The sequence below is a fragment of the Arthrobacter sp. Y3221160 genome (genome assembly GCF_059092585.1).
This window is the reverse complement of the sequence record NZ_JBNHHU010000003.1, coordinates 64,826-82,902: the sequence shown is the minus strand read 5'-3', so window position 1 is coordinate 82,902 and position 18,077 is coordinate 64,826. Positions and strand designations below refer to the sequence as shown.

The following is an 18,077-nucleotide window of genomic DNA, read 5'->3' as shown; positions in this document are numbered from 1 at the left end:
AGGGAGGCGCTTCCTTACCTCGTGACCCAGGGATTAGCGTTCGGCGCGGCCGGGACCGGGACTGGCTCGACTTCGGGCTGCGGGCTGTACTTCTGGATGGACGCTTCCACGGCCTCCCTGTGCGGGCCCGTGTACCAGGGCAGGGTGCGCACCAGCGTTGCCGGTGCCCCCGAGGCGAGGACCACCGCGCGGCCACGGTCGAGCTCAGCGAGGTTGGAGACATCGAAAATGCGTTCCTTGCCCTCCTGCCGGGAGCGGCTGGACCCGGACTTGCCGGAAGAGACAGAGACATTGATGTAGCTGTAGTCGCCGATCAGATCCGAGAGCGCCCGGAGGAATCCCTCCTCGGCCACCCCGCCGCCGTAGACCTTAACGTTCGCGGCGGACCAGATTTTGCGCATGTTCGCCTCGCCCCAGAGGTCAACACCCTGGGACCAGGATTGCAGGATGCCCATGACGATCAGGCCCTTGGATCCGTAGTGGCTGAACTGGTCAGGCAGCCCGGCCCAGCGGACGACGTTGGCCAGCTCGTCCAGGGCGAACAGCGCAGGCTTGGGCAGGCGTCCGCCGCTGCGCTCGGCGCGTTCTTCCATGGCCTCAGCGATGGCCACCGTCAGTGCCGTTGTGAGCGGGGCAGCCGAGCCGGCCCCTTCCTTGGAGAGGATGTAGATCGTCTCCTGTGAGGCAGCGAACGCGTGCGGGTTGAACTGACGGCGCCTATCGGCAGCCACGCTCGCGCTCCCGGTTGGGGCGACCCACCGCAGCGTGTTCCTGCTCTTGAGGCACTGAATCATTTTCTCGGCCGTGCCGAAGATGCCGTCGCGCTGTTTATCTGCCAGTTCCAGCGTGGACTCCAGACCTTTGTACTGCAGCTCGTAGTCATGTGTTTTGAGGATGTTGATGGGTTCGCGGTTTACCTGCTCCGTCACCCACAGGTACACCTGGGTGATGGGCAGCCCGCCCAATGCGGCCGCGAGGAAGTACGAGGAGAGAATGTCTTCGGCTTTGGGATCGAAGTAGGCATCCGGCTTGGAACCCGGCACCCGCGAACCGACAGAGAAGTGCTGCGTGAGCTTGTAGGCCTTCTCTTCGTCCGTGACGTAGGAGAGCGGGTTCCACCACCAGTCCGGTTCCTCCTGAGCGATCTTCTGCGGATCGAACACCCACACCGGGGCCGGGGCCTCGCGGACGCCACGGGTGCCGTCCACGACGTCACGCTTGTTGGACGTCGAAACCACAGCCCCTGGTGCGTTCAGGATTGCGGGCATCACCCGGGAGGTCGACTTACCTGTTCGTGGTCCCCAGATATCGAGGCTGAGGTCTTCCCAGGACTGGACGAATTTCTGGCCGGTGGAGACGACCTTGCCCACGACGATGCCGGGGTTGTCCTTGATACCCAGCCGTTCGGCTTTGGCCTGCGCTCCCTTGTCGGAGAATGCGGCCAGGGACTTGCCCCGGCCCAGGTAGCGGGCGGCTTTGTCGACCCGGGCACGCTTGGAGGCGCCCTGCCGCCACGCCACCAAGACGACGATGGCCAGGGCCAGGATCAGGCCGGCCATGACGCAGACGACGATGGTGGACTGGGCTGGCCAGGGCACTTTGCCCTTCATGAGCCCGGCGATCAGGTCAATGGGGTGGGCTGGCGGTGCGTCAATGCCGGCCATCCAGGAGCCGATATGTGCGGCCGCGTACATGCCACCGCCGAAGACGACGATAAAGCCGATGGCCAGCCATACGAGGACGGCGTCGCCAAGGCCCATGCCTTTGCGGTTCGGTGCGCTCACAGCGTGCCTCCTTCAGTTGCCACGATGGGTGCGGCCGGGTCAAGGATTGGTTCCGGGGATCCGTGCCATTTTCCGTCGGTGTCGTTGACCCCGTCGGGGCCGTGCTCAACAGAGGTCAGGCCGACCTGGACCGGGATCCCGGGACGGCCGCCGACCTTGATGAGGAACTTTCCACGCCCTGGCGGTTCGACGTCGATGCCTCGGGAGTCCCACGCGGGCGGGTCCTGCCAGGAAATGAGCTTTTGCTGTTCCTGCCGGGACAGCGGGATCGCGGAGGTCAGCAGTGGCATCTCGGATGCGGGAAGGCCGCCGCAGATGACCATGCCGGAGCGTTCGACGAAGCCGCGGGCTTTCATCCGGTCCTCCTCTGCAGGCAGTGCCAGCAGGTCGGACATGGTGTGGGAGATCATGATCTGCCCGACGCCGACGGACCGGTTGAGCCGGGTGAGGGCGTCCACCCGGTCGACCATGCCCTTGCCGGCACGCAGGGCCCGCCACAGTTCGTCCAAGACGACGAAGTAGTTCCTGCGCGGCTCCAGGCCCGCGTCGGCAAGGGCGTGGGCGACGTTCACGGTGCCGAAGCCGTAAGACCAGCAGGCCAGCAGCACGGCGGCCTGCAGGTCGGTTTCGGTCTCGTCGATGCTGGAGACATCGAACACCACGGCCCGGTCACGCTTCATGGGGTTGGTGGTCTGGCGGGAGAAGATTTCGCCCAGCTTCCCTCCCCCAGTCAGGCCCAGCAGGGTTGCTTCCAACGCCCGTGTTTCCTGCAGATAGATGTTCATGTCGCCGCGGTCCAGCGCGACCTGGCGCAGTTCGTCGGGGGCGGAGACGATTACATCGAGCAGGTCTTTCAGGACCGGAATGCCGTCGAAGCGTTGATCGAGGACCCGCAGCGCCCGGTCCAGGATGGTCTGTTCCTGGTCGGTCGGCGGGTTGTTCCGGCTGATGGTGATCAGGGAGACGACCATGGTCAGTCGACGGCCGTGGGCGTCGGCGCGGACCCGTGCGGCGTCTTCATGGTGGCCGCTGTCTTCCAGCAGCTGGGCTGCTTCGACTGCCTGGCCGGGGTCGAGGATGTTCATGTATCCGACGCCGCGGCCGAGCTTGATGACCTGGCCGCCGAGGGCTTTCACGGCTTTGACGTGCTCGCCTTTGAGGTCGCCAAGGATCAGGGGGTGGACTCCCTGGGCCGAGAGGCCGATGAACATCCGTCGGACGACGGTGGACTTTCCGAGGCCGGGTTTGCCGAGGATGAACGCGGACGGGTTGGAAATCAGCCGTGCGCGCTGGAACCAGCTGATCGGGTCACAGCACACCGTTGCCTGGGTTTCCTCGTGGCGGCCGAGCGGGACACCGATCATGGGCGAGGATGCACCCGAAGAGAACGGCCACAGTCCGCAGACCTGGACGGTGGTTCCCCGGTACTCCCGGACGGACGGCAGGAGTTGGGTCATGCCGCCGCCCCGTCCGGTCCAGCCCCGCGATCCCGGGCCAGCTTCCCGTGCAGGACGCTTCGGAGTCTCGTCCGCCGGTGCTTTTGCTGTCTTTGACTTCTTTGCTGTCAAAAGCCTCATGCGGGCCATTAGAGGGCGTCCTTAATTTCGGAGGGCACCATGCTGTGCTTGGGTAGGACCAGCCCCAGGGGCAGGGACGCCGCGAACGCGGTGTCCTGGGAGCCGTAGGCGCGGCGCAGCAGCACGCGGGCGGTACCGGAGGTCTGTTCAATGGCGGCAACGGCGTCGGGCAGGCGTTCCTTGTCGGTGACGGTGGCGGTGACGACGATGCCGAAGTTCACCAGACCGGCGCCCTGGGCTTCTTCCTGTGCTGTCTGCACGGCGGAGCGGGCATCGACCAGGGCCCGGGCCGTGGGCCGGGTGCCGGAGGTGATGCGGACGTTGGCGTTGTTCTGGTCCCGCTCAACTACCGCTGCGGCACGGGCGGAGTCCATCGGGCGGTAGAGCAGGGAGATGCGTTTGCGGTCAATGTCCCCGTGCGGGGCCAGAAGCCGGGAGAGGACGGAGGAGTTCACGGAGCCGCGGGGAGCCCCGGTCATGGTCCAGGAGGCAGAGAATGCGGAGTCGTGGCGGTAGTCGTCCCAGCTGGCCTGTGTCGCGGTGGGGCCGACCTCGTCCCAGGTAAGGGACACCGGGGTGCCGGCCGCGTGGGCTTCGTCGATGATCAGCGCTGCGGGCGGGTCGTAGGCGATCCGTACGACCTCGCAGAGTTCCTGCGCGGACATTGGCCGGGCGATCCCGGCGCCGGTGGACTGCAGCCGGGCCGAAAGCCCGGGGATCCGGGAGGCCAGGTCGCGGGCGACATCCTCCGGGGTGCGCTTTTTCGAGCCCGCGCGCAGGGAGGCGTTGAAGGTCAGGGAAACCCAGGCGCGGACCGTGGCTGATCCTTCCGGGTAGGTCTGGACGACCTCGTGGAGCATGTCCTTGGCGAACTGAGGGGCGTCCGGGTCGATATTCATCATGACTTCGTTCCGCAGCCGGTAGCCGGAGTCCGGTGCGGTCTCGACGGTGACGGCGGCCGCGTCCAGGCCGGCCTCGTCGGCCAGTCCGGCGAGCCAGCCGCCCCAGTTCGCGACCCATGCGTCAACCTGTTCCGGGTCCACGAGGGAGGCCCCGTCGGGTTCTGTGGAGAAGATCACGGTGAAGTGGCTGGTGGCCGGGACGTGCAGCATGGCGAAGGGGCGCTTGTAGGAGTCAGTGAACTCGTACAGCGTGGACTTCGCTGCCAGCCCCGGGAGCTGGTACATGCCCCACTCCGTCACGCCCAGTGGACCGGAACGGTACAGATTCGTCCCTGAGGACTTCGAGACCTTGAACGCCATGCGGATACCGAGACGGTCCACTACTGACTGGCCGTGCTTGTCTTTGACTGTCAGCAGCAGGGCGCAGGCGCCAGCGACCGCGAGGACGCCCAGGCCGGCGAAGAGTCCCCAGATGGCGAAGCTGACGATGCCCAGCAGGAGGCCGACCATGACAATCGCGGTGCCGATCGCGCCGAGGTTGCCCAGGCCGGCTGAGCGCGGAACGCGCCAGTTGCCGTAGGACGGTTCTTTGTATTCGGTGTTAATTGCTGCCACTGGGGCCCTCCCCGGTTGAATCCTGCGCGGTCGTCTTGATTGCCTCTGACGTCCTGGACGCCACCTGTACGCCTGTGGCTACGGCCATGCCAGCCGGGCCCGCCGCCGTGGCTCCCGTCGCAGCCCCAGCACCTCCGGCCGGTGCTGCCGGTCCCGCTTTGCCTGCGGTGCCAGCGGCGCCACGCGGACCCGAAGAGCCAGGCGTTGGCTGCCCTCCCCCACCGCGGGGGCCTGAAGATCCAGAACTGCCCTTGGGAGAGTTGCCTGTGGTCGTGCTGGTTGTGCTGCTGGTGCTGGCTGGGGTGGGCGCTGCATTGCCCCGTCCACTGCCAACTCGGCCCATGGACACAGCCCCGGTGGCAAGGGCACCCACGGCGGCTCCTGCCGCTGCCCCACTGCCAGCGGCAACGGCTCCCACCATAGGCGTGACGAACCGCATCAGGGCTGGAAGGGCTAAAAGGGCAACGATCATCAACGTGAACCCCGTGATGGAGCCAACCAGGGCATCCTTCCCGCTGGTCTTGCTCATCAACAGGAATGCGACCGAGTACACGATGGCGGCAGCCGGCTTATAGAGAATGAAGGCGATGGTCCAACCAACTGCCTTCTGGAACCACTGCCTGCCCATCTCCGTATTCGTGAATGCGGCCGTGGTGGGCAGGATGCCCGCCAGAATCACCAACATGCCGCTGCGGACCACCATCAGCACAATCTGAACCAGAGATGCAATCAAGCCGACGAGGCCCAGAACGATCAGAATGAAAGCCCCGACACCGGTCTGTCCCGTTACGACGAGGACGTGCATCGATTGCGCGAAGCCCTTCCCGTCGGTGGATCGGTCAATAATGGCGGCCGCGAATGTGTCCGCCGCGATGATCAAGATGGAGATGACACCCACACCAAGACTGGACACCACAGTGAGGGTTATGAGTGAGCGCAGAAGATCTCTTAACGGTGCGCCCCGCTGCTCCCAAACCATGCGGATTCCTCCGATGATGACTGCCAGGACGGCCAAGGTCAGCGTCCATGGCCACAGCTGGCTGTTCACTGTGGAGACAACCGGGCTCGCTCCGGTGCGGTCCTCACTAATCAGGTTCACCGTTGGCATAGAGACCCAGAAGGTCGACAGGGTCGTCACCATCTGGCTCATTCCCTCCATGATTGATTTCGCCAAGTTGCTGATTGCATCATCGGCGAGGCCCTGAACCCAGTCCCCAACGGGGTTCCATGTGGGTTTCATGCTCCACTCCACGGGATAAAGCCGGATAGGTCCCGTACCTGTCGCGGTTCTTCCAGCGGCGCGCCGTTATCGGCGACGACGCCTTTCCAGTCACCGTCCTGCCAAAGCAACGTGGTGCGAACGGAGGCAAGCGCACCGTTGTCTGCCTTGAACGCCAAGTCGACGACGGCTTGGTTGGCCGTATAGGAGACGTTGAATCCGGCGATCTGAATTTTCACTGATGAAGCGGGAGCCTGAGTCTGGGGCGCTTTCATGCCTGCCTCACGACCAGGTCCGTTTGCAGCGAGCTGTTCGGCGATGGCGCGTTCCTTTGAAGGGTCGCTGCCCAGAGCCCAAAGGTTCACAGCCGCGTAGAGCGCACCCTTTGGTGTGTGGGCGAAGCAAGATCTGATCCCCTGGGCGTCTGTCTTCCCCGGACCAACTTGTGGGTCGGTGGGAGCAGCCATCGTTCCTACCAGCTCCCATTTGGTTTCCGGTGCTGCGCCGAGTGACGTTTCCGTCGAGGTTGGAAGACCGCAGACGCTGCTGGCAGCGGCAGAGGCGCTGGGGCTGGCAGCAGGCGTGCTGCCGGTTCCGGGAGCCGGTGGTGCTGGCTGTGCGTCACTCTGTCCTTTGGGGAGCAGGAAGATGACAATTCCTGCTGCCAGCAGCGCGACCACCAGCACGGCCGCGATGATGAATCCGGGTTTGGTGAACGGATTGCTTTCGGTGGTGCTCTCTGTTGACTGGCTCATACGGAACCTCCCGTTGATGGTGCTGGCTTAGACGAAGGCGCGGACGATGCCCGCGGCTCCGGTGATGATGATGCAGCCCATGAGGACCCAGCCGAGCTTGCCGATCGCCTGTGCGCCTTCACCGCGCTGGAGCTGGATGACCATGCCGATGCCGACGATGATGACGCCCAGGACGCCGAGGACCAGGCCGATGCCGGAAGCCCAGTTCAGGATGGTCAACAGACCGCCGGCCTGCGCCGGGACGACGGGGGTGGGGTTGGGAATAACGCTGGTTGAGAGTGCAGTGAACGTGTTCATGGCGAGACCTTTCAGTGGTTGGTTGCCGTGGCCAGGGCGGCCACGTCGGTAATGAAGCGCTGGTATTCGCGGACGGCTGGCAGCGCTGTGGTGTCCGTGTGCCGCCAGGCGTCCACCCAGGGCAGAGTCCAGAATCGTGGCGCTCCGCCGCCTACGAGGGAGGTGAAGTCCCGAAGCGCTTTGGGAGTCTTTCCCGGGGCGTCTGCAAGGACGGCGAGGCCGAGCAGATCGACCTGCGGGGCGGCGCCTGATGCCCACTGGGTGAGTGCGTTCCTGGCAGTTGTCAGGCCGCGCATGTCTGCGCGGCAGACCAGCAGCACCTGCGGGCTGCCACCGCTGGGGAGGACAGGCCAGCAATGATCCGTGGAACGGGCAGAATCGATGAGGTCAGCGATCCGGCTTTCACCCGCTCCCCCATGGGTACCAACAACCCAGAGACGGGCTGCGCCGGCCATGCTGCGGGACGCCAGCCGGTCTGCCGCGTCTGGCTCGATCATGCCCCGCAGCGGTGTGCTGATGACCGCCGCCGGCGGGACAGTCGCAGCCCGGGTTTCCTCAGCCGGTTCATCAGCCGTGGGGCGGGTAACCCAGGGGTTCAGGGTCTGTTGCATTGGTCCTCCTCTCAACTCTCAAGTTCCGTAGGGATCGTTCTAGAAGCCTTTGGCGACAGCGGCCGCTGCCGCGAGCCACGCCCGCTGGGTCGCGGGCTGGAGCGCTTCGTAGCGGATCGGCCCGTTGACCAGGGCGGGGTCGTAAGGAATCCGGACGACGGCGCGCACGAACGGCTCGAAGCCGTCCGCGATCCGCTGCGCCTCGGCTTTCGCCCGCTTCAGCGCATCCCCGGTCATGCTGCGCTTGGCGTCGGTGGACTCGGAGACGATCACGACGGCGTTGCGTGCCAACTCGGCGTCGTGGCCGCCACGGGATTCCAGGGTCTGCAGTGTCAGCCGGGCTGCTTCTGCACGGTCCTCGATGGCGGTGACGGGGACGACTAGCTGGTTGGTGTGGTCGATCATCCGCCGCCAGTTGGCGGCCCTGGCGGTGTTGCCGGAGTCCATGATTACCAGTCGGTAGTACCGGGTGAGGACCTGGTGGGCGATGTCCACTTCCTCTGCGGTGACTTCGTGGTCGCCTTCTTCGTTTTCGTCCGAGCGCAGCACATCGAACTTGTCGGCGGCCTGGTGGTGGACGAACTTGGCGATCTCGGCCGCGTTCGTGGAAGGGGACAGGAGTTCGCTGGAGGAATCGATCAGGTCCAGGACGCTGCGGTCGTGGGCGCCTTTCTCGGTCCGCCATCCCAGGGTGCCTTGGGATTCGTTGTTGTCCCAGGCCACCGTTGCGGCGCCGCTGTAGCGGGCAAGGATCGCCGAGAGCATCACAACCGTGGGCGTCTTGTTGGCCCCGCCCTTGCGGTTGACCACGGCGATGGTCCGCGGGCCGGGCCAGTGCTGGCTGACGGTGCGGATATCCTCACGCTCGGACAGCTCCTCCTCTGAGGGGTCCATCCGCAAGCCCAGGCGAGTCAAGGTCCCGCGCCAGCCCTGCGTGGCCGGCTCCAGCACCGGGGCGCTCACCAGGAAGGAGGTCTCCTTCAAACTGCGTCGGGTCACCGGCGCGTCGGTTGCAGCAGCTTGCTGCGGTGCCTCGGCGGCCGGAGCCACGTCCAACGAAGTCTCCGCGGCAAGGGGCGGCCACGGCTGGCGTTCCACCGTCGGCTGGGCAGGTTCAGGCTTCACCGCAGGCGTTGGCGCTGGAGTGGTGTCGGTGACTTCGGCGGTGGCCGCAGCGGGCGTGCTGGCGGGTGCGGCGGTGCGGCGGCGGCCGGGCCGGGGCTCGTAGGAGACGGATTCGACGTTGCCGCCCGGGTGGACGATCAGTTCGCCGTGGCCTTCGGGATCTTCGATGCGGACCCGGACGGGGCGCTGTAGCGTCCTGGCTTCGGCCACGACAAGGGCCAGGGCGTTGTCGCGCAGGTCCTGCAGCGTCTGCCCTGCAGGGACGAGGCGGGAGTTTCCTGCGACGATGACCTCGGCTGTGCCGTTGTCGCTGATGATGGCCTTGATGTTCGGGAAGGCCAGGACCTCTGTTGGAGTGGTGCTCATGAAACCTGATTCCTTGCGTTGACGGGGTTGGTGAGGTGCACGGGCTTAGGACGTGGGCGGGGTGAGCCGGTTGACCTTCCACGGGGCCTCCTGGCCTGTACGGAGCAGCTGCACGGTGTAGGTCCCGGCATCAGTGGGCACGGCTGCCATAACGCCGTAGCCGTTCGCCTCATCGACTGTCAGCGTCGCGGGGCCAGTGACCCGAGTGGCGGGGACATTGGCGGGATCCACGGCGGAGTAATCGGCGGTGGCCTGCGGCGTGAGCCAGCGGGCCAGGTCGTTGGCCCACTGCTTTTCCTCCACGCCTGGACGGGCGAAGTCCGCCATGGCCTTCTCAGCAACGTCTACGGCGGCGTCCTTGCTTGCCTGATCCCAGTTGATGCCGATGGTGGCCGGCACCGTGCCTTCTGGAGCCTGCGGGCCGTTGCCCGCGCTCAGGGAGACCGGTGCTGAGGCTGTGGCGGCCGTGCTGGGCACCGGGGCCGGTGTGGTGTTCGCTGCCGGTGCGCACGCGGCGCAGAGCAGGGCCACCGCGATGAGGGCCAGAGACTTTTTCACGTGCTCTCCTCTTGAGTAGGCAGGTACAGGAAGGCTGAAGGGACATCGCTGCTGACGGTCCGGGTGTAGTAGTTGTGGTCATCAGGGGGCGGGTTGCCGTTGTATCCCTCTTCGACGTAGGTGCCGTTGTCTTTGACCGCTTTGACCACCGCGACGTGGCCGAAAGTGGGGTCCGCTCCCCCGACCCCCGGCGCGTACCAGACAACCGCCCCGACACGAGGAACGGAACCGGTGGGCCAGCCCTTGGCATCCCAGCCGGCCTTCCACGTCAGCGCAGAACCCAAGCGCTCCCCGTCCGGGCGAAAGGTGCTGTTAAGGAACTTGAACGGTGCGCTGGTGGACCCCATCTGCTGGTTTACCCGCCACAACGCGAAGTCCACACACTCGCGGTAAAACATGCCTAGGGGCGATCCGGCAGCTGCGCCCGCTCCGACCTGCATCCAGGTGGGTGAGTTTTTCCACGGATAGTCATCTCCGGCGCCGGGCTGTCCCGGGAGCGCGCAGTCGCTGCCTTCCAGTGAGAACTTGCCGTCAGAGAGTGCCTGGACAAGTTTCACGGCCTCGGGCCAGTACTTCTGGTAGTGGTACGGGTCAGCGTTGCGCTGGACCTTGTTACCGGCAATGGTCGGTTCCAACAGCTCCCAGCCGTCGACCTTCTGCAGCGCCTTGATGAAGTTCGTCGCACTGATGGTCGGGTCCATCCGGTCCGCGTACGATCCCCAAGCACCGTTCCCGCGCTGCTGGAACAACCCGCGGGAATCTGGCCCGGCGGCGTCGCCGCGGTCAAGAACACGCAGCCCCGACTCCCCCAGGGCAACCATGACACTGATCATCTGACCTTTTGCAGACAGCTTCAGAGCCTTACCTGCACCCATGATCGCCGCAGCATTCTTCAGCTGCTCCTGGGTGTAGCCATCGACCTTAGTGTTGGCGTCCACGGACACCGAGACAGCCGGGCCACAGTCAGCCGCAGCAGGCTTACCGGGTGCCAGCAGGAGGACGGAGAAGATCAGGCCGAACAACAGCACAGGAACCGCGACGGCGATCCCGGCGAGCGGCCCTGGGGCCTTCATGATCGACCTACCGACGTCGAAGAAACGCTCGCCTTATTGCTTAGTAATAAAGTGGGGCAAAGATGTGAATCTTTAGCTGCCGAGACATCAGGCAAGATGGACGCATGCCAAACCTCATTCGACCAGTGCTTCCCGGCGAGGTTGAGATCGCGATCGGCGTCATTGGCAATCGGGCTCAGACTCAGATTCTGCGGCATTTGGCCATCCTCGGCCCGTCGGCCATCGGCCGCCTTCAGGCTGCGATGGACATCAGCCGCCCCAGCCTGAACCGGCACCTCGATGCCCTGTCCAAAGCTGGCCTGGTACAGACTGATCCGCCCGCCGGCATGCGCCAAGGCAGGGATGTCGTCTATGCCGTTCAGCTGGCGCGGCTTCGTGGGCTCGCGAGGGAGTACGTCAGCTACGTCGAAGGAAATTGAACCCGATTGGCGCAGGGCGCATCCTCGGTAACGCGATAGCCGACCTTGCGCGATGCTGCTTGCTGTGAGGGACACGAATCCACAGTAGCAGGCATGAAACATGTTTCGCACATGGTTCAGTCTGGCCGGGGCTCTCCGCTTTCGAAGGAGTTCACGTCGTCCAAGAGAGCATTGATGGCATCAAGAGTCTTTGAGTCAATATCGCCAAGGGTCCGGGCTGCAATGCTTTTGAGCTTGTTTCTGCGCATTTTCTTCAAGAGTTGCAGCTCTCGCTCAATCCGCTCAGGGAGTTCGCCCGTATCCTCGGTCAGATAATCCGGATCAACTTCGAAGAATTTGGCGAGGGCGACCAGCGCCTCTCTGGGTACGGCTTCAGGCGACTCACCGGATCGAATCCGCCACCAGCGGGTACGAGAGAGCACGTATCCGTTGTCCCGCACGCCCGCTTGGATCTCGGCAAACTCGTAGGGTTTGCCTCCTTCGGCGACCACGACGTCAAGAAGGAGGTTCACCTTGCGGGCAAGTGTTTCTGCCCGCTCGAGCCGGTCCCGTGGGGTGCTACCGCCAACCATCAATTCAGCCCCATTCAAATTCGTTGACTTTCTGCGTAACGCGTTCACGACCCGTGGGGAAATAAATCTTCATACCATCGGCGAACCGCCAGATCCCAGCCTACCGGGTCGGAATTCCATTCTTGAGTGTGCCCGGTGCAGTCGAACCCTATGAGTTCCACCATGCTCTTGTGGGTAGTAGCGAAGCGAGAAGACGTTTCAAACGGGACCGACCAGTCATTTCTATTGTGAAGGATCAGGGTGGGAGTACTCAATGAACTTTCAATCCTGGCGCGATCCGAGTTCCGGAGGTCCAGAGGAGTGTCCAAACCGACCAGCTGGCTGAAACCCTTGGACGCCAGGAGCAGAGTCACCAATGAGCCTAGGAATTGTGGGTATCCCTGGCGGCGTGCATTGGCGCGCAGCACGTCCTCCCATGCCAGGACCGGAGAGACCAACACGAGCCCCTTGATCATTCGTGCCCAGGGCGACCGCCGTAGGGTGTCCAAAGCCATGGTTGCGCCCATGGACCAACCAAATATGACGCATTCCGTTCCGCCATAATCCGCAACAAGCCGAAGTGCCGCTTCGAGATCGAGCCATTCCGCTTCGCCCAAATGTGATCGCGCGTCGCCCGAGCGGGGTCCGTCGCCATCATTCCTATATGAGATCACGAGTGAACTGAGGCCTATGCGGGTGGCAGTCTCAACCCCGCGCAGTGTTTGCGTCCGATCGCTCCCGTGACCGTGTACGTGAATGGCCCAGCGTGAAGCTCCCCCGTTGACCACCCAAGCCGGGGCTTCACCTATAGGTGTCTCGACAAGTGCATCAACGGCCCTCCCCGCTGTGGGATGGATGGCGACGATCCCGCTCCACCTTCCTCTGGAATCCAGAGACAAACTTTCAGGGCGCCAGACGAGACGCCTCGTGACTTTGTCGTGGTGGGTCGAAAGGATCTGCCCGATGACAACAGGTGGACCGCCGGTCTCAAGCTGCAGACCGAACTCGCCAGGCGTGAGCGTTTGCTTAGTTGCGGGAAGTTCTATTTCGCCCTCAGATATGGAGCTGGGAGAAATGTCGTACCGCCGCGCATAAGTAGCTGACGTGGCCTTGCGGGCGGCCAAGACCGAGCCAAGGATCGGGGCTGTGACAATCAGCAGGGCACCCCAAAGAACGGCCTTCAGCGAGGGCGCCATGTCAGCCGTTCGAGATGATTGGACGCCTGGGTCAGTGTCTTAAAACCCTCCGCACCGATCCTCTTGCCCGCTGAGGGGTCACGGGCCAAGGCGTCCTGAATCTCAACGATCATTCTGTGAAGTTCCGTGCGCCCACGGTTGGTCCGCCTCGGAAGCACACCGCGGTCCAAGGTCAGTCCGCTGTTGCCGTCGATTGCTTTCTTCCACACCGGTGTCAAGTGTTCAAGGACTGAGGTGGTCTTCGCAGTTTCATAGAGGGTTGTGAGTTTTCGTCCTGCCGGCGGCAGGGCCAAGCCTGTGCAAAGAAGGATAAATGCGGCTGAGTGCAACACGTCGTAAACCGCGGACAGTGTGCCCATCGAGGCCGTTGCACCTAGTACGTGCAGTGCATCGAGCAGGAGTACGTCGATGACCAGCAAAACTGCGGCCGCGCAGCCAAGGCCTATCAGATTAAACGCCACGCTGTAGATCCCTGTAGCCCAAGCCCTTCGAAACCGGAAGCAGGTCCAACCTGCGGCTGCCATGACAGCTCCAACATAGATGTACTGCGCAGCGGAGTAAGCGCCGGCTGCCAACTGTCCACCGTAGTCGCGCATAAACGACGTCGAAGTGACCGGGGCGTCTATTCTCAGGAACATTGCCGCCGTCACGGATATGGCAATGACCAGGCCCGCTTTAGCCCACTTGTCGTACGACGATCTCGTCTCCGAGGACGCGGGCGAAGCGGCTCGATGAATGGCCCGAGCAAGGAAATAGACACCCACCAAGAGAAGTAGATTCGCTGCCAGGTCTGCGTAGTTCCTTCCGCCAAACCAGCCGTCGACAAGTGTGAAGACGGGGCTGACGTTAAGAACCATTGAGATGGAAATCAGTGTTGACGCCCATAGAACGCTTGTGTCTTTGCCTTGGCCCCTGGATACCATGACAATCGCCGTCAACGCGACCATTAGTGCAGCAGCAATGAGTTCCATCAGCCAAAGACCTGCTCAAAAGCGCCTGGTTCGCCGGGGCCAACCCGGAGCGCATCTGCTAGCAAATCGGCGAGATACTCCGCGGTAGCCTCTTCCACAGTCCTGAACTCCGTACGCATGAGGGCCCTCCGAACGATCTCTGGGGAAAGTCCCCGCAAGCCCGCCTTCAGGACAGTGCCTGCACCTGGCAGTGCATCGTGTCCAAGTATCATGTGCGCAAGTTCGTGAAGAATGAACTGTTGTCGTTGAAGTTCCCATGGGGTTGGCGGATGAAACACCCACTCCTGGGCCCGGCCCGGCAACCAGAGGCCACAGATCGCGGTGCCGGCAAGCTTGTCTGTCGAGACCACTCTGATTCGCTTGCCACGCATCTTTTCGATTACTTTGAGCAACGAATCGAGGCTCAGACCGCCCGGCAGGTCCAAAGACCTGAACGCCGTTGAAGCGGCGCGGAAGGCCTGCTCGGCCGAGAAATCGGGCAGGGACCGCATAGCTTGCGTCACAGAAAATTCACCCTTCGGTAGCTCTTGGTGGGCGACATGTCTGAAACATGTTTCGAACTTGATTTACACTAGATGGAGGCCTTTGTAACGCTGGCCCGCCTCGGGCTGACCTTATCAAGCGGATGCCAAGACACCGACTAGAGGAAGAGGAAACGGATTGCCGACCATTCCCGATGACGCCACCTTCGGCTTACACCAGGCCTGCCCCGCCATTCGCCCCCACTGCGCATCTTCTCGGCGACACGCCGGAGGTCGACAGTCAGTCCGCCCCTCTCTTCGGTCTGGCCATAATCGACGGCGTACGGGGCTACGGATCACTACAACCGGCAACGCAGCGCGCGCGGCTGACAGCCGCCGCTGTAGCTGGCGGACTGTAGCGACACGGTGCGTACGAACGGAAATACTTCCGACACGCCGCATCATCAGTCCGTCCTTTCCTCGTTCGGCGGCGGCTTCAGGGCACCCACTCCCCCGCCGGGTGCTGTATCCGCCGTTGCGACACGCCGGAACAAAATTCTTTTTTGCGGATTTTTGGCCCGGTCCTGACCTCCTTACATGCGCAGTTTCCGGTCGGCGGTCGGGCTCCGGACACCGCCGGGGGCACCTGCAGAGCACATGTTTGGGAAATGGTTCCTTTTCTTCCATTGGAAACCGGGCCAAAAGTGGCCCAAAACACCCCTTCAGACGCCTCTTTCGCCCTTCGGGAATTGGAACCATTTGCACCTACGGAACCCCTGTTCCAAGCCTGTCTTCGGCCTGTGCCATGGTCATTCCGGCATTCCGCCGGCCCGGCCCTTCGCAGGAGCGGCATCACCAAGGCGGAAACTTTTACAGGTTGCCCGGATGTCGTCTTACACGATGGTAATTTCGTAGTAGTTGGAAACAGTTAAAGGATCAGCCGCGGCAGATCCGGTGACCGTTCCGGCGGGAATGTTCCCAAACCTTCCAGGCGGCCGGGACGTCCACCTAGAGGCGGACAGATCGACCCGAGATTCAAAGGACAGTTGAGAGCCATGGCTACTACAGGAAACCGCGGAGGCGGGCGTCGCAGTAAGGGCGAGCGTCGGTTCGTTGGCACCCGCGTAGACGTGAAATCTGCCGATCAGCTTGTCAGGGCTGCCAAGGGCAGGGGCGTCACCGTCAGTGAATTCGTCGAAGCCACGATCAAGAAGGAACTCGCTTCAATGGATCCTTCCGACTTCGCGCATCCAGGCCAGGAGGAGCTGCCTATCGGCCGCATGGTCTCCTAAAGCATAAGAAGGCCCGCACGAGGCGGGCCTTCTATGACAACTCAAAACTCAACACCTAAGAGCTTGCCGGCGACCAGGTGATGAGCCCATCGGTTCCCTCACGGGAATCGCAAGAAAGTCCCAAAAGGGGCTTTCCTTTACCCTCCCCATCGGAAGGAATAACCCCATCGTACAGCAGCGCCCTCGCGCGCTGCCAGACCGTGCCTTCGGCGTGCCGCGAGACCATCTTGCCGCGGACAACCCGGAAACCGTCTGGGCGGCGCTGGCTCCCGAGCTTGCTGGCCAACCCCGCGTGCGGATCTCGCGGGACGGCGGACGCAGCTACCCCCAGCGTCACGAACGCGACCTCGGCCCGGCGCTGCCATCCCAGCCGGCGGCCGTGCGCATCTTCGGCAAGGACGGCACCTGCCGGACCATCTGCCTCGACTTCGACTCTTCCGTCGACGGCATCGACCGGGTGACCGCCGATGTCTACCGGGTGACCTCCTGGCTGCACGAGCACGGTGCCCGCTGGATCGAGGACCACTCCCCCAACGGCGGCCGCCACGTCTACATCCCGCTGGAGCGCCGCGTCACTTTCACCGAAGCCCGCGAGTTCGTCGAAGCCCTGGGCAGCCGCTACCGCAGCCTGGACCGGTCCCCGCACCAGAACATCAGCCACGGCTGCATCCGCACGCCCGGCAGCCCACACAAGAGCGGCGGCCACCAGGAACTCGCCATGAGCCTCACCATGGCCTACGACATCGTGCGCCGGCCCAACTCCCCTGCTGTGTGGGAACGGATGGCAGCCGACCTGGCCCCCGAGATGGCCGCCGCCAGGGCACTGCGCCTCGAGGAGCCGGAGCAGTCCCTGACCGGGGTCTCGGCCCAGCTGCCGGATGCCGCCGCCGGGACCGGCCGGATGTCCCGGACGATGCTGGCCGCCGCCGTGGACGGACTCTACGACACCTCCCGCTATGCGACCCCCTCGGAAGCCCGGCAGGCCGTCCTGACTGCAGCTGCCGGATGCGGGATGAGCCTGACCGACGTCGAACGCCGGATGAAGCAAGGCATCTGGCCGGGGCTGGCCCAGTTCTATGCCCGTTACCGTGCCCACCAGCGCTTCACCGCGCTGCGCCGGGACTGGGGGAAAGCGGTCAAATTCATCACCGAAACCACCGGCAAAGAAGATGTCCGTAAAACCAACACAAGCCGGCCCCCTACACAGGGGGGGCAGCTTCAAGGTCATCTGCCGGAATCGCCGCACAGTGAGCACCGTTTCATCCGCACCTGGAGAAATGCCTTGTTCCTGGCTGAAGAGCGCTACCGCGGTTCCCGCGCAGGGATGGCCCAGCGCATGATCCTCAGGGCTCTCGGGGCCGCGGCACACATGACCGGCAGCCGGTTCATCGAATTCGGCGTCCGGTCCCTGGCTGTGGCCTCTGGAGTTGAACACACCACCGTGGCCGCCCATCTGCGCGCCCTGCGCGAAGAAACCGATCCGCTGGTCGTCCTCGTCAGCCAAGGCCGGGGTACGCACGGAGACCTGTACTGCCTGAACCTCCCGGAATCCCTGCAGGAAGCCGCGGAAAACCGGGCCTGGGACAAGGGCAAGCTGCACTCGTTGCGTCCGGTGTTCCGCGAGCTGGGGATGCCGGCGGCCTTTGTCTACGAAGCACTGGAGCACTCCCCCGGCCCGGTGTCCACCTCCGATCTGGTCCGGCACACCGGACTGAGTCGCACCGCCGTCACCGAGGCCCTTGAGATCCTCGCTGCCTGGAACCTGGCCGAACGCTCGGGCCGGGACCTGTCCTGGTGCCTGGTTCCGGCCACGTCCCTGCGCCAGCTGGCTGAGCTGTTCGGCGTCCTCGATGAGGTGGCCGGGCAGCTGGATCGGTACCGCCGGCAGCGGGCGCAGTGGCGCCAGTGGCTCTCCGAGCGGCTCAGCACCGTAGCAATCCTCCCCTCCCCCGGTGACGACTACCCCTGGGAAACCTTTGAGGGCCCGCCGGATGACTGGACGCTGGCCGACATGGCCTTCAAAATGACGGCCTGAGATGGCACCGTTGGAAGTAACACCTGTAATGGAACCATTCCTTCCGTTTGCTCCATTTGCTGCCCCTCCCCCACCCCGCAAGCGCCCTGACGGTTGCGCCGGCCAGCAGGGAGGCGTCTGCGGTACCAATACCTCCATTACTTCCGATCAGAGGGAACAGTACCTTTTCCTCCGTTTGCGCCGTTGTCTCCGATTGCGCCCTCTCCCCAGACCCCGCTGCACTCAGGCCGAACCGCTGGCAGGCCACCACCGCGTCATGGCGAAACCAGG

General features: G+C 63.9%; 17 protein-coding genes. 3 read left to right on the top strand and 14 right to left on the bottom strand.

Features of this window, described 5'->3' with window-relative positions; genetic code table 11:
- Positions 1–14 precede the first annotated feature (14 nt).
- Genes AC5RWG_RS16930 through AC5RWG_RS16885 form a run of 10 tightly spaced genes read right to left on the bottom strand, consistent with a single transcriptional unit; the run spans position 15 to position 10,882 of the window.
- A complete protein-coding gene (locus tag AC5RWG_RS16930; protein ID WP_494167480.1) occupies positions 15–1,784 on the bottom strand; it encodes a type IV secretory system conjugative DNA transfer family protein in 1,770 nt (589 codons plus the stop codon).
- Positions 1,781–3,370, bottom strand: coding sequence for a helicase HerA domain-containing protein (locus AC5RWG_RS16925; RefSeq protein WP_494167479.1), 1,590 nt, complete (start codon positions 3,368–3,370; stop codon positions 1,781–1,783). The genes AC5RWG_RS16930 and AC5RWG_RS16925 overlap by 4 nt, the downstream gene beginning before the upstream one ends.
- Positions 3,370–4,878 (bottom strand): SCO6880 family protein, encoded by a 1,509-nt coding sequence (locus AC5RWG_RS16920; protein ID WP_494167478.1) that lies wholly within the window; start codon positions 4,876–4,878, stop codon positions 3,370–3,372. Before AC5RWG_RS16920 ends, AC5RWG_RS16925 begins: the two co-directional genes overlap by 1 nt.
- Positions 4,865–6,118, bottom strand: a complete 1,254-nt coding sequence (locus AC5RWG_RS16915; RefSeq protein WP_494167477.1) for a TrbL/VirB6 family protein — start codon at positions 6,116–6,118, stop codon at positions 4,865–4,867. The genes AC5RWG_RS16920 and AC5RWG_RS16915 overlap by 14 nt, the downstream gene beginning before the upstream one ends.
- Positions 6,115–6,852, bottom strand: a complete 738-nt coding sequence (locus AC5RWG_RS16910) for a DUF8175 domain-containg protein (protein ID WP_494167476.1) — start codon at positions 6,850–6,852, stop codon at positions 6,115–6,117. Before AC5RWG_RS16910 ends, AC5RWG_RS16915 begins: the two co-directional genes overlap by 4 nt.
- 27 nt (positions 6,853–6,879) lie before the next feature.
- Complete coding sequence (locus AC5RWG_RS16905; protein ID WP_214944378.1) at positions 6,880–7,149, bottom strand: hypothetical protein; 270 nt, start codon at positions 7,147–7,149, stop codon at positions 6,880–6,882.
- An 11-nt stretch (positions 7,150–7,160) separates the two neighbouring features.
- Complete coding sequence (locus AC5RWG_RS16900) at positions 7,161–7,760, bottom strand: DUF6668 family protein (protein WP_494167475.1); 600 nt, start codon at positions 7,758–7,760, stop codon at positions 7,161–7,163.
- A 39-nt stretch (positions 7,761–7,799) separates the two neighbouring features.
- Positions 7,800–9,251: a MinD/ParA family ATP-binding protein gene (locus tag AC5RWG_RS16895; protein WP_494167474.1), complete on the bottom strand. Its 1,452-nt coding sequence runs from the start codon at positions 9,249–9,251 to the stop codon at positions 7,800–7,802.
- 45 nt (positions 9,252–9,296) lie between these two features.
- Complete coding sequence (locus tag AC5RWG_RS16890) at positions 9,297–9,809, bottom strand: hypothetical protein (RefSeq protein ID WP_494167473.1); 513 nt, start codon at positions 9,807–9,809, stop codon at positions 9,297–9,299.
- Positions 9,806–10,882, bottom strand: coding sequence for a CHAP domain-containing protein (locus AC5RWG_RS16885; RefSeq protein WP_494167472.1), 1,077 nt, complete (start codon positions 10,880–10,882; stop codon positions 9,806–9,808). Before AC5RWG_RS16885 ends, AC5RWG_RS16890 begins: the two co-directional genes overlap by 4 nt.
- A 104-nt stretch (positions 10,883–10,986) precedes the next feature.
- On the opposite strand from AC5RWG_RS16885, the gene AC5RWG_RS16880 reads away from it, so the two are divergent.
- A complete protein-coding gene (locus AC5RWG_RS16880; protein ID WP_494141626.1) occupies positions 10,987–11,301 on the top strand; it encodes an ArsR/SmtB family transcription factor in 315 nt (104 codons plus the stop codon).
- A 116-nt stretch (positions 11,302–11,417) separates the two neighbouring features.
- On the opposite strand, the gene AC5RWG_RS16875 is transcribed toward AC5RWG_RS16880, so the two are convergent.
- The 4 genes from AC5RWG_RS16875 to AC5RWG_RS16860 are packed head-to-tail and all read right to left on the bottom strand — an operon-like array spanning position 11,418 to position 14,522.
- Positions 11,418–11,921, bottom strand: a complete 504-nt coding sequence (locus AC5RWG_RS16875) for a hypothetical protein (RefSeq protein WP_494167471.1) — start codon at positions 11,919–11,921, stop codon at positions 11,418–11,420.
- Positions 11,918–13,048: an alpha/beta hydrolase family protein gene (locus tag AC5RWG_RS16870; protein ID WP_494167470.1), complete on the bottom strand. Its 1,131-nt coding sequence runs from the start codon at positions 13,046–13,048 to the stop codon at positions 11,918–11,920. The genes AC5RWG_RS16875 and AC5RWG_RS16870 overlap by 4 nt, the downstream gene beginning before the upstream one ends.
- The gene (locus AC5RWG_RS16865) at positions 13,033–14,019 is read right to left on the bottom strand and encodes a hypothetical protein (RefSeq protein ID WP_494167469.1); all 987 of its coding nucleotides are present in this window, start codon (positions 14,017–14,019) and stop codon (positions 13,033–13,035) included. The genes AC5RWG_RS16870 and AC5RWG_RS16865 overlap by 16 nt, the downstream gene beginning before the upstream one ends.
- On the bottom strand, positions 14,019–14,522 hold the full coding sequence (locus tag AC5RWG_RS16860) for a hypothetical protein (protein WP_494167468.1): 504 nt from the start codon (positions 14,520–14,522) through the stop codon (positions 14,019–14,021). Before AC5RWG_RS16860 ends, AC5RWG_RS16865 begins: the two co-directional genes overlap by 1 nt.
- A gap of 1,088 nt (positions 14,523–15,610) precedes the next feature.
- On the opposite strand from AC5RWG_RS16860, the gene AC5RWG_RS16855 reads away from it, so the two are divergent.
- Positions 15,611–15,772, top strand: a complete 162-nt coding sequence (locus tag AC5RWG_RS16855; RefSeq protein WP_494167467.1) for a hypothetical protein — start codon at positions 15,611–15,613, stop codon at positions 15,770–15,772.
- 211 nt (positions 15,773–15,983) lie between these two features.
- Positions 15,984–17,807: a MarR family transcriptional regulator gene (locus AC5RWG_RS16850; protein ID WP_494167466.1), complete on the top strand. Its 1,824-nt coding sequence runs from the start codon at positions 15,984–15,986 to the stop codon at positions 17,805–17,807.
- The last annotated feature ends 270 nt before the right edge of the window (positions 17,808–18,077 follow it).